This window comes from Oceanobacillus saliphilus (assembly GCF_023522835.1).
GTDB classification, from domain to species: domain Bacteria; phylum Bacillota; class Bacilli; order Bacillales; family Amphibacillaceae; genus Oceanobacillus; species Oceanobacillus saliphilus.
On the sequence record NZ_JALCZU010000012.1, the window covers coordinates 19,394 to 31,929 of the forward strand.

Sequence of the window (12,536 nt, forward strand, 5' to 3'; positions counted from 1 at the left end):
ATTGAAAATCAAACTGAATCAGAAAATCATCATGGATAGATGTGGGGCAGTTTCCTTTAAAAGAGGGGAGGCTTATTATCGCAATGGTAAAGTAACGCTAGATACGTATAACCCTGATCAAATAAAGGCTGTGGTCTCAAGCCTGGAGGATTTTTATGTAACGATTGAAAAAAGCAAGGACGGAGACTTTCGCGTTGCATGCAGTTGTCCTTCACTCGCATCATTCCATAAAGAATGTCAGCATGTCGCAGCGGTTTTACTATTTTTAAAAGACGAAAATCATCGGGAGAGGACATCAGAAACGTTGGTTGAGCATGAGCCTGCAAATAAGCTTGCACAAGGATTAGTTACGCTGTTTGAAGACAGACCACTTCACTCCAGCGGACATCAAATGCATTTTGAGGGAAGAGAAGTTCTCGATGTGACGGTTCTATGTAAAGTGGTCAATGTTGGCGGTCAAGCATACATGTTCGGGATCGAGTTGAAGGTAGGCACTGTAAAAGTGCTGCACATCAGGGATTTTTTACAGCATATACAGCACCGTAAGAAAAGTGTACTTTCTTTATCATTTACATATGATCCGGTTCTGCATTGCTTTCAACATGAAACGGATGCAATAATCACACAGCTTATCCAAGTGGTCGAGGATGAGAAATCCTATCTAGATGGATTGACCGAGCACGATTACGATGCCAGTCGGGAGTTACTGCTGATTCCGCCATCATCATGGTTACGACTAGAAGCCCTACTGACAAAAGCACCACGAGTGAAGCTGGAAAATAGTGAAGGTTTATATCATGATTTTCAAGTGTTGGACGAGCAACTCCCTTTACGGTATGAGTTTTCGGAAACAAAGGATAAAGACTATCAGCTCGAGGTCAATGGATTACATTCGATGATTATCTTGCATGCGTATCGAACAGCAATGATTGACGGGAAATTAATGGTTTTAAAAGAAGAAGAAAATCAACGTCTGCATGAACTAAAAATTATGTTGGATACTTCAGGCACGAACCGTATTACAATCCCGGCTAGCCAAATGAAAGTTTTTATGGGAAAGGTCGTTCCAGGTTTACGGAAAATGGGGGAGGTTATTTTATCCGAATCCGTTATCAACCGATTCAACAAAACGCCGCTCAAAGCCAAACTTTATCTCGATCGTGTAAAAAATCGCCTTCTTGCCGGCCTGGAGTTCCATTATGATTCGATAATTTTGAATCCGTTGGAGGACAGAGAGATACGACAAGGTGCAATGATTGTTCGGGATATCGAAAAGGAAGATGAAATACTACGAATAATGGACGAAAGCTCTTTCGTGAAAACAGAAGGCGGGTACTTTTTCCAGAATGAGGAACTGGAATATAACTTTCTGTATCATATTCTTCCAACACTACAGAAGCTTGTTCAAATCTATGCCACAACAGCGGTCAGAACGAGGATAGTTAAAAAACCTCCACGGCCAAAAATCAGGGTGAAACATCAACGGGAGCGGACAAATTGGCTTGAATTTAAATTTGAAATGGAAGGTTTCCCTGAAAAGGAAATCCGTCATGTACTGGAAGCAATCGAAGAAAAGCGGAAGTATTATCGATTGCGCAATGGCTCGCTCATGTCATTGGAAACAAGGGAAATGGAGGAAATTCGCCGCTTTCTCCAAGCGGTACCAGTACAGGATGAGGATATTGAGAAAGGGTTGACTGTGCCGATAGCAAGAGGGTTGCAGCTGATAGATATGGTTGAGGATGTGGAGACGTTTTCAGTGGAGGATTCCTTTAGGCAATTTCTGGAGGGAATTCGAAATCCAGACAGTCTCGATTTCCCGGTTCCTGAAAGTTTGGATCAGATTCTAAGGGATTATCAGAAGCTAGGTTATCGCTGGATGAAAACATTGGCAAGCTATAGGTTTGGTGGTATTTTGGCTGATGACATGGGACTTGGGAAAACCGTACAAAGCATTACTTATATCGTTTCTGAATTGGCTGAAATTCGTTCAACGAATGTTCCTGTGCTGATCGTCAGTCCATCCTCTGTCACTTATAATTGGCTAAATGAGTTAATGAAGTTTGCACCAGAAATTCAGGCAATTGTGCTGGACGGTAATGTCAGTTCCAGAAAAAAACTGCAGCGCGAGCTTTCTGACGTGGATGTGGTGATCACTTCCTATCCATTGCTTCGCAGTGACATTCAGTGGTTTGAAAGGCAACATTTCCATACGGTATTTTTTGATGAGGCACAAGCATTTAAAAATCCATCTACACAAACAGCCCGTGCTGTAAAAAAAGTGAAAGCAGATCATCGTTTTGCACTTACAGGGACACCTGTCGAAAACGCATTGGAAGAGTTATGGTCGATTTTCCATATTGTTTTCCCGGAGTTATTCGGTGGCTTGAAAGATTACAGCAAGTTAACAAGGAAGCAAATTTCACGACGTATCCGACCTTTTATGTTGCGTCGTATCAAGGAAGATGTTGTGAAAGAGCTTCCTGAAAAAATTGAGCTTACGGAAACCGTAGAATTGCATCAAGAACAGAAAACCTTGTATGCTGCCTATTTGGCGAAGCTGCGCCATAAAACATTGAAACATCTCGATAAAGATACAATTCGTAAAAATCGTATTCGAATATTGGCTGGTTTAACAAGGTTGAGACAAATTTGTTGCCACCCAGCACTGTTTGTTGATGGTTATGAAGGGACTTCTGCCAAATTTGACCGACTGATGAAAATTCTGGAAGAGGCAAGACTTTCGGGTAGACGTGTATTGATTTTTTCACAGTTTACAAAAATGCTTGGAATTATTGGAAAAGAATTAATGTATCAAGAAAGACCGTACTTTTATTTAGATGGACATACACCATCCGAAGAACGGGTCGAGATATGCAATCGATTTAATGCTGGGGAGCGGGATATTTTTCTTATCTCCTTGAAGGCAGGTGGAACTGGACTCAATCTTACAGGAGCAGATACGGTCATATTATATGATTTATGGTGGAATCCGGCAGTCGAGGAACAAGCGGCAGATCGTGCTCACCGTATTGGACAGAAAAATACTGTCCAGGTCATTAAACTGATCACAAAGGGGACCATTGAGGGAAAAATGAATGAGCTCCAGGAGAGGAAACGCCATCTCATTGAGGAAATCATTGACCCCGCAGAAAAGTTAGCCACCACCTTGACAGAAGAAGATATAAGGTGGTGCCTGTCACTCCCCGAATTTGCTGGAAATATGTCGGAAGATGATCGGTGATAGTTACGGTTCGGTTTTTACGTACAATGTTTTCTGACTTGATTTAAACGTTTCGTTATGTAATAGTATAAATGAAATGAACATTATATAACGAAAGATAAGTTGTAGGGGGACCAGTGTTGCTGGTTGAGATTGTATCCGTAAGATACTGACTCTTAGAACCTGATCTGGCTAAGACCAGCGTAGGGAACATGCTTCATACGGATATTACAATAAATCGTATGCGCCCAAGGTTCCTATACTTTGGGCGCTTTTTGTTTGTAAGTAAGAGCGTAGAAAACGTTCTTACCTCTATCAGTGCAAGGAAAATGTCTGCCTTAGCTTGTTGGCAAACCTGCAGTTTACGAGTGATGGAATATCCGTACATGTTGCTCCCCCCTATTAAACTTATATTTTTAGCTTAGGAAAAGAGGGATTTGAAATGAGGAAGTTATTATTTTTGAGCATCATGTTAGTGGTGCTTGCAGCTTGCGGAAATACCGATGAGGAAAATTCGGCAAACACATTAAAAGAGGTTACGGTTGTACTGGACTGGACACCAAACACAAATCATACTGGCTTGTATGTTGCTAGAGATAAAGGATATTTTGAAGAGGCTGGCCTGGATGTAGAAATTATCATGCCTGGAGAAGCTGGGGCAGATCAATTGGTCGCAGCGGGTAAAGCGGAGTTTGGCATCAGCTATCAGGAAGGCATTACCGAGGCACGTATTCAGGATATACCGATTGTATCCATTGCAGCCATCATTCAGCATAATACATCAGGTTTTGCATCGTTGGATGAAAAAAATATAACAACAGCAAAAGATTTTGAAGGTAAATCGTATGGAGGCTGGGGTGCACCGGTTGAAAAAGCAGTGCTTGGTTCCATTATGCAGCAGGATGATGCCGATGTGGAAAAGGTTGAAATCGTCAGTATTGGAGACGCAGACTTTTTTACCTCCATGCAGCAGGGGATTGATTTTGCCTGGATCTATTATGCATGGACAGGTGTGGAAGCAGAACTACGTGACCAGCCAATTAATATGATTTACCTAACCGATTACAGCGATAAATTGGATTATTATACTCCGGTTCTTGCTACGAATGAAACGATGATTGAAGAAGATCCGGAAACCGTGAAGCAATTCGTCCATGCGGCTTCGAAAGGTTATGAATTTGCAATCGAAAATCCCGATGAGGCTGCAGATGTGCTGATTGAAGCAGTGCCTGATCTTGATCCGGAACTCGTAAAAGCAAGTCAGGAGTGGTTAGCACCAAGGTACCAAGATGATGCGGACCAATGGGGAGTACAAAAACTGGAAGTATGGGAGAACTACTCGGAGTGGATGTATGAAAATAATTTGCTGGAAAAAGAACTTGACAGCGAAAAAGCATTTACAAATGAATTTTTACCTGAAAAAGGAGAGGAATAAGCATGGCGAATGCATTGTTAAGTATTCAAATTATCCCAAAAACGAAAAATGGAGAAGATACGATTCCCTTTGTGGACGAGGCAATAGCGGTCATCCATGAATCCGGTGTGAAATATCAGGTGAGTCCTTTGGAAACGACCATGGAGGGAGAGCTCGCCGAATTATTTCAGATTGTAGAGAGAATGAATGAGAAAATGGTGGAAAAAGGATGCCCCAGTGCCATATCCCAAATAAAGGTTTTCTATAAACCGACTGGAGCCTCGATGGATCAATTAACGGAGAAATATCGCTGATGCGATCAATCTTTGAAAAAGGGTGGAGGCCGATTCTGGCCCTCATCCTTTTATTTATCTTTTGGGAATTTTGCACCATAATTTTTGAAATTCCTGCATGGTTGCTTCCCAGTCCATCACAGGTCTTTGCAGAAGCATTTACAGGCTGGTCAGGTTATCAGGTCCATCTTGCATCGACGGTACAATTGGTAATAACGGGATTCTTAATTGGCGCAAGCGTAGGAATCATTGTTGCGGTAAGTCTGCATTTGATTCCATTTATGAGACAGGCATTTTACCCATTGATTATTATCTCGCAAAACATCCCTACCATTGTATTGGCGCCATTATTGGTAATCTGGTTCGGATTCGGCATACTTCCTAAGTTAATCGTCATTACGCTCGTATGCTTTTTCCCAATAACGATTGCATTGCTCGATGGTTTTCGCCAGACAGACAATGATTTAAAGCATTATGTACAAATGGCGGGTGCAACGAAACAACAGATCTTCTGGAAACTGGAATGGCCACATGCATTACCATCTTTATTTTCCGGGTTGAAAATTTCAGCAACCTATAGTGTGATGGGAGCAGTTATATCGGAATGGCTCGGTGCGAGTAAGGGAATTGGTGTGTACATGACACTGGCATCGTCTTCTTATCGAACGGACCGCGTATTTGTGTCAATTTTCTTGATCGTGATTATGAGTTTGATTTTCTTTGCAATTATTCGAGTCCTTGAAAAGTGGGTCATCAATTGGAAGCCAATAGAAAAGGGGAGTCATCATGAATCATCTTGAGGTTCGTCATTTATCCAAATCCTTTGAGACAAATTCTGTATTGAAAGACGTCCATTTTTCGGTCGGGAATGGAGAGTTTGTTTCACTGCTTGGACCTTCAGGGAGTGGGAAAAGTACATTGTTTCGGATTATTGGTGGAATTAGTCTGCCGTCCTCCGGTTCCATCCATTTAAACGGTGAGAAAATTAACGGGAAACGTGGATCCATCAGTTATACACCACAGTCGCCATCCTTAATGCCATGGCGGACGATTCTGGATAATGTCCTTTTAGGTCAGGAACTAACCGGCTACCGTGATCGAGAAAAGGCGATTGCAATGATGAAGCGGGCAGGTCTTGAGGGATATGAAAAAGCCTACCCACATGAATTGTCCGGTGGCATGAAGCAGCGTGCATCCTTTATTCGCAGCCTGCTAAGTCCACAGGAGCTCATTTTATTGGATGAACCGTTTTCGGCCTTGGATGAGTTTACGAGAATCGATATGCAAAAATGGCTGCTATCGATATGGGAAGCCCACCAACGTTCCATATTGTTTATTACACATCATATCGAGGAAGCTATTTTTCTGTCAGACAGAATCATCATTTTATCAGCAAGGCCTGCAACAGTAAGAAAGGAATTTGTCATTCCATTTGAACGCCCGCGAAAAGAATCCCTGCTCTTATCTGATGAATTTTTACAATGGAAAAAGAAAATCTACGAAGAAATGAGATTTCCACATGTTTCATCGAGTGATTGATGCACATGTCCATTTAGATTTATATGAGGAATCAGAGCGCGTGCGAATATTGCGGGAGATGGATAAGTATGAAATCGATACGCTCATCACCGTTTCGAACGATTTGACATCGGCAAGGAAAAATCTTGAGTTGGCAAGAGATAACGGGCGTATAAAAGCAGCATTTGGCTTTCATCCGGAACAAGCTCTCCCCGAGGAGCGGGAATTGGAGGAGCTACTGGGATTTATAGAAGCAAACGAGCAGGACATGGTTGCCATCGGGGAAGTTGGCTTGCCTTATTATATGCGGAAAGAAGAACAGGATGTTGCATTGCAGCCTTATCTGGAGTTGCTGGAGAAATTTATACAGGTAGCAAAAAGATTGGAAGACAAACCGATTGTTCTCCATGCGGTCTATGAAGACGCTCCACTGGTGTGCTCGCTGTTAGAGAAGCACTCTATTAAAAAAGCACATTTCCATTGGTTCAAAGGTGATCCGCGTACAGTGGAAAGAATGAAGGAAAACGGCTATTTGATTTCCGTGACACCAGATGTAGTATATGAACGGGAGATTCAGAGTCTGGTAAAGGACTATCCACTAACACAAATGATGGTAGAGACTGACGGACCATGGCCTTTCGAAGGACCATTCACAAAGCAAATGACACATCCAAAAATGATCCACGAAACCATCGAAAAAATTGCCCACATAAAAAATGTAGAATTAGAAGTAGCCTATAAACAAATCTACAAGAATACAACGAAGTTCTACGAGGGCTAGGTGCCTGTCACTCCCCGAATTTACTCGAATTATGCCGAAAACCGAACAGTGCCCAGCCCTGTTCGGTTTATTCTGGTTTGATAACGGTTATAAGTAAAGAATAGAGAATTTTTCTAAAATGTTACCGTCTAGAATCATGATAGGAGGAGGCAAATCAAATGCAAGTCGATATTAATGGCAATTCGCTTGAATTGATGATCGGTGATATTACGCAGCAAAAGACAAGAGCTATTGTTAATGCAGCAAATGGAACGCTCCTTGGTGGTGGCGGAGTTGATGGTGCAATTCATCGTGCAGCAGGAGAAGATTTGGTTCAGGAATGTAAAAAGATTCGCCAGGCAGAACTGAAAGGGGAGGAATTGCCAACAGGTGAGGTAATTATCACGCCTGGCTATAATCTCCCGGCTGACTATGTCATTCATACGGTTGGACCGGTGTGGCAAGGTAATCCTGATACGGAAGAAGAAATGCTTGCCAATTGTTATCGAAATGCGTTGGAGCTTGCCAAAGTAAAGAAGATTAACAGCATCTCCTTTCCTTCTATTTCAACAGGAGTATATCGTTATCCAATTGATCAGGCATCGGAAACAGCCCTCCAGACAATTGTAAACTATCTGGAAAATAATGATTTTGGGGATGTTGTTTTAACACTGTTCTCTGAAAGTGATTATAACGTATACAGAGAGGCATTGAAAATAATATTGGAAGAATAATGTCAATAAAAAGAGTGAAAGAAATGAGTCTTTTCTAATGTTTCAAATGAAACTAGGAAAGGTTTTTCAATCGTTATAAAACCTTCGACAAATTTCGTCAAAAACCGAGGAGTGACAGGCACTAAGCAAACAAAACGCTTTCATTAAAATGTAGTATACTAGATATAAAGCTGGTGGGGATATTGCCAATTATCGCCTACCAATGAGATTTCAAGGGGGAATGATGTATGGCAACTACACAGTCGAATGAAATCATGGAACAAACCGAACATTATGGGGCAAATAACTACCATCCGCTTCCAATCGTAATTGCAGAAGCGGATGGTGTATGGGTAAAAGACCCGGAAGGCAATAAATATTTAGATATGTTAAGTGCCTATTCTGCTTTAAACCAAGGGCATCGTCATCCAAAAATTATTAAGGCATTGAAAGATCAGGCAAATAAAGTAACATTGACATCACGTGCCTTCCATAATGAATTGCTCGGACCTTGGACGAAGCGAGTCGCCGAACTTACAGGTAAAGATAAAGTACTGCCAATGAATACGGGTGTAGAGGCTGTTGAAACAGCGATTAAAGCCGCTCGCCGCTGGGCATACGAAGTAAAAGGCGTAGAGGATAATCAAGCGGAAATCATCGCTGCTAAAGGAAATTTTCACGGTCGTTCCATCAATTCCGTTTCGTTATCGGATGATCCAAGTGCAACAAAAAATTACGGACCATTCGTACCAGGCATCAAAAAGGTAGCATTCGGCAATGCAGACGCAATCCGTAACGCGATTACACCAAATACTGCCGCTGTTATTGTGGAGCCAATTCAAGGAGAAGCAGGTATTATCATTCCACCAGAGGGTTACTTAAAAGCTGTTCGTGACATTTGTACAGAAAATAACGTATTATTTATTGCGGATGAGGTGCAGACAGGTTTTGCACGTACTGGAAAAATGTTTGCCTGCGAATGGGAAAATGTTGTACCTGACATCTATGTGATGGGTAAAGCTTTAGGTGGCGGGGTCTTCCCTGTATCGGCAATTGCAGCGAATAAAGCTATTATGGATGTTTTTACACCAGGTTCGCACGGATCGACTTTCGGAGGAAATCCTTTAGCATGTGCGGTATCCCTTGCAGCGATAGAAGTAATTGAGCAAGAGAACCTAGTTGGAAAGTCGCTCGAATTAGGTGAATACTTCGCAAACGCATTGCGTGCAATCCACAATCCGGAATTAAAAGAGGTTCGTGCACGTGGCCTGTTTATTGGAGTAGAATTTAATCGGCCGGTTCGTTCCTATTGTGAAGCATTAAAACAAGCAGGGGTATTATGTAAAGAAACGCATGAAAATACCATCCGTTTTGCACCACCACTAGTCATTAAACGAGAAGATTTGGACTGGGCCATTGAAAGAATTAATCAAGTGCTATCAAAATAAGGTTAACTTTTAAAAGAATTCTAACTGGCCAAGTGTCAGCGGTTGTCTGAGGAGTTTGAACGAAGAGTGGGGTTTGACATCATTTTTTAGTGTAGGAGGAAACAACATGGAAGTTTTTGCAGAATTCTTAGCGCGTATCGATAATCCACAATACCGGGCCCGAACGGAAGAGGTCTTGGGTTGGGTATTTGAGAAATTCCCCAATTTAGTGCCAGCAATAAAGTGGAACCAGCCTATGTTTACCGATCATGGTACATTTATTATTGCCTTTAGTGTAGCCAAAAAGCATTTGGCTGTTGCCCCCGAAAGTGTAGCTATTAATCATTTTTCTAATGAAATAGTGGAGGCTGGCTATGATTACAGTAAGGAATTGATACGTATCAAGTGGGATAGTCCGGTTGATTTCTCATTACTTGAGAAACTAATAGCGTTTAATATTTTAGATAAGGAAAACTGTTCAACTTTTTGGCGGGAGTAAAAAGGTTCACTGTCACTCCCTGAATTATGTCGAAATATATTAAAAACCGAACAGGGCTGTTACTGTTCGGTTTATTGATTTTCAAGTAAACTATTTAACATAATAATAATAGTTGGTAACTGCGGAGGGAATACATATGAAAATGTTATTTATGCTTCGGGATGCATTTATTGAGGCAAATCCAAAACTGATAGAAGAAGCACGTACAATAGGAGAAGTAAACGTTATTCTGACAGATCAGGGAATTGAAAAAGAGGAATTGAAAAGGGAAGTCGCAGATGTTGATGTCATTGTCGTTGCTATTGTAAATATTGATAAGGAAATCATCGATGCTGCCGCTAACCTGAAATACATTATGAAATTTGGCTCAGGATACGACAATATCGACCATGTATATGCACGGGAAAAGGGAATCCCTGTAACCAATGTCCCTGGACAGAATGCTGAAGCAGTTGCAGATCATGCTTTCGGTTTGATGCTTGCGGCTGCAAGGCATGTTACTCAAAAAAATCAGGAAATGAAATCCGGTAAATGGGAGCTTTCCATGGGCTTTGAAATATTCAATAAGCGACTGGGCATCATCGGTTTCGGAAATATCGGAAAAGCTATCGCAAGACGCGCCAATGGTTTCCATATGGAAATAAGCGTCTATGCCAATCATAAAGACTATGATTCTGCTGAAAAATTAGGGGTGAAATTTGTTGATCTAGATGAACTGCTTTCGACTTCCGATACAGTTGTCATATGCACAAATTTGAATGAAAAAACACGAAACATGATCAATGTGGAAACACTAAGCCTCATGAAACCGACCGCCATTCTCATCAATATTTCACGTGGTGGATTAGTTGATGAAGATGCATTAACCGAAGCTCTTAAGAATAAGCAATTATTTGCAGCGGGACTTGATGTGTTCGCAGATGAACCAACAAAGAGTGAACTTGCTGCACTAACGAACGTGATTGCCACTCCACATATCGGAGCAGCTACGTATGAAGCAATCGAGCGGATAGGTGATGGGGCACTTGCTAATCTGAAGCGGTTTGCTGCTAGGGAGGAATTGGCGAATCTCGTAAACTAGATTTCCGTAACCAATTAATGGAAAAGTATACATCCTGTTAGGAACATTTGTAAAATAGTGTAGAAGGGAAAAATGCCTTTTCTAACCTTGATGAACAGGGAAGAAAAGGCATTTTAATAAGTATGACGTGTGTTTCAAAACCTCTGGATTCAAAAAATATTCCGGATGATAAAGCTTTTATTCCTATCATCTACTCGATGTGCTGCACCGGAATCATTTTCTGTTTAAATAACTGTTTTAAAAATGTCATATTCCATTCACATATAGTCTCTAATAATGGGAGTTACTTATGCTCCGCAATTGATTTCCCTGCCAGCTGCATCACGGTCATGTCATCCATCGGGGGATTGTGGAGGCCTGCGCGGACATCACGATAGTAGCGCTGTAATGGGTTTTCCTTGGATAAACTTCTAGCACCAGTAATTCGCATTGCTAAGTCAACCACTTCAATAGCTTTATTTACAACAGATAATTTCACCGCGCCCAGCTCAGGTCCCATCGTTTCCCTAACTACTTCATCACTTTCATCCCATTTTTTAGCTACACCATAGAGGAAATATCTGGATTCCATCATTTTAAGTTCCATTTCACCTAGCTTCTGTTTGACATTCGGTAAGTCGGAAATGGTGCCCTCTATACTGTTTGGTGAATAGCTGGCAGCAAACTGAATTGCTTTTTCCTGGGCAGCGCTGGCAATTCCAAGATAACACGCAGGTATATGCAGTAACCAGCCAGCGGGTTTCTTTTTACCAGGAGACACACGTTCAACGAGAACCTCTTTGCCTAGATGAACATTTTCCAGTACAAGATCATGACTGCCAGTACCGCGCATTGCAATGGAGTTCCATGTTTCATCCACGTTGACACCAGCCAGCTCCCGCTTCATGAGGAAATTTCCAACCTGATTCTCTCCATCAATCGATGCACTGACAATAAAATAATCCAGAATAGGGGAGAGGGTTGTAAATGTTTTTCTGCCATTAATGACCCATCCATCACTGACTTTCTTCGCATAAGTTTCCGGCTTGCCGCCACGGGTCGGGCTTCCGGTAGCAGGCTCTGATGCGGCACTGTTCAATAATGCTCCAGAATGAACGACATCCTTGGCTACTTCTGCATAGATATCCTTTTTCCAAATTTCATTTTCACCGAGATGTTTCATGATACCCATATGCCAGCCGATGGATAGGGCTGTTGAACCGTCCGCTTTTCCGATTATTTCCTGGTAGTGAAGTAGTTCAGATAGAGAAATCCCTTCTCCGCCATATTCTTTTGGAACGGTTAAGGACGAATAGCCGATTGTTTTTAAGTCCTCAAAATTTTCGAAAGGGAACGTGCCATTTTCATCATGATGCATTGCACGTTGTGAAAATGAATTTACAGTTTTAGATAATAGGTTTACTCTTTTTTCCATTGTAGTAAGGTCTGATAACTTCATTTCCAACCTCCAGCTTTATATATTGTTTATTCAATTAATCCAGTAGGAATGATAGGTTTATTATTTCACTATGTTATGAAAATTTCAATGTAAATGGCATAGGGTTTAGATCCGATAATTTTCAGGGACAACCAACCTATTATGACGATAAGTAAAAATAGTTGATATTA

Annotated in this window: 11 protein-coding genes and 1 riboswitch; of the genes, 10 read left to right on the forward strand and 1 reads right to left on the reverse strand. The window is 41.5% G+C overall.

The genetic code is table 11. The features are described 5' to 3' along the window. The first annotated feature begins 1 nt into the window (after nt 1). From MN204_RS17205 to MN204_RS17250, 10 genes are all read left to right on the forward strand, one after another. Nucleotides 2–3,244, forward strand: a complete 3,243-nt coding sequence (locus MN204_RS17205; RefSeq protein WP_249872327.1) for a DEAD/DEAH box helicase — start codon at nt 2–4, stop codon at nt 3,242–3,244. A gap of 96 nt (nt 3,245–3,340) precedes the next feature. Continuing rightward, nucleotides 3,341–3,450, forward strand: a riboswitch (TPP riboswitch). A gap of 215 nt (nt 3,451–3,665) precedes the next feature. Further along, entirely contained in the window at nt 3,666–4,658 is a 993-nt protein-coding gene (locus MN204_RS17210) for an ABC transporter substrate-binding protein (protein ID WP_249872328.1), read from the forward strand. Between the two features lie 2 nt (nt 4,659–4,660). Next, nucleotides 4,661–4,951: a thiamine-binding protein gene (locus tag MN204_RS17215; protein WP_249872329.1), complete on the forward strand. Its 291-nt coding sequence runs from the start codon at nt 4,661–4,663 to the stop codon at nt 4,949–4,951. Beyond that, nucleotides 4,951–5,730: an ABC transporter permease gene (locus tag MN204_RS17220; protein WP_249872330.1), complete on the forward strand. Its 780-nt coding sequence runs from the start codon at nt 4,951–4,953 to the stop codon at nt 5,728–5,730. Before MN204_RS17215 ends, MN204_RS17220 begins: the two co-directional genes overlap by 1 nt. Beyond that, nucleotides 5,717–6,469 (forward strand): ABC transporter ATP-binding protein, encoded by a 753-nt coding sequence (locus tag MN204_RS17225; protein ID WP_249872331.1) that lies wholly within the window; start codon nt 5,717–5,719, stop codon nt 6,467–6,469. The genes MN204_RS17220 and MN204_RS17225 overlap by 14 nt, the downstream gene beginning before the upstream one ends. Beyond that, a complete protein-coding gene (locus MN204_RS17230) occupies nt 6,450–7,229 on the forward strand; it encodes a TatD family hydrolase (RefSeq protein ID WP_249872332.1) in 780 nt (259 codons plus the stop codon). Before MN204_RS17225 ends, MN204_RS17230 begins: the two co-directional genes overlap by 20 nt. 158 nt (nt 7,230–7,387) lie before the next feature. After that, nucleotides 7,388–7,942 (forward strand): O-acetyl-ADP-ribose deacetylase, encoded by a 555-nt coding sequence (locus tag MN204_RS17235; RefSeq protein WP_249872333.1) that lies wholly within the window; start codon nt 7,388–7,390, stop codon nt 7,940–7,942. Nucleotides 7,943–8,169: 227 nt separating this feature from the next. After that, nucleotides 8,170–9,369 (forward strand): ornithine--oxo-acid transaminase, encoded by a 1,200-nt coding sequence (locus tag MN204_RS17240; protein WP_249872334.1) that lies wholly within the window; start codon nt 8,170–8,172, stop codon nt 9,367–9,369. 106 nt (nt 9,370–9,475) lie between these two features. After that, nucleotides 9,476–9,847 (forward strand): iron chaperone, encoded by a 372-nt coding sequence (locus MN204_RS17245; RefSeq protein ID WP_249872335.1) that lies wholly within the window; start codon nt 9,476–9,478, stop codon nt 9,845–9,847. A gap of 136 nt (nt 9,848–9,983) precedes the next feature. Next, nucleotides 9,984–10,928: a 2-hydroxyacid dehydrogenase gene (locus tag MN204_RS17250; RefSeq protein ID WP_249872336.1), complete on the forward strand. Its 945-nt coding sequence runs from the start codon at nt 9,984–9,986 to the stop codon at nt 10,926–10,928. Nucleotides 10,929–11,211: 283 nt separating this feature from the next. Here MN204_RS17250 and MN204_RS17255 read toward each other — a convergent pair whose 3' ends face one another. After that, complete coding sequence (locus MN204_RS17255) at nt 11,212–12,366, reverse strand: acyl-CoA dehydrogenase family protein (protein ID WP_249872337.1); 1,155 nt, start codon at nt 12,364–12,366, stop codon at nt 11,212–11,214. Nucleotides 12,367–12,536: the final 170 nt, after the last annotated feature.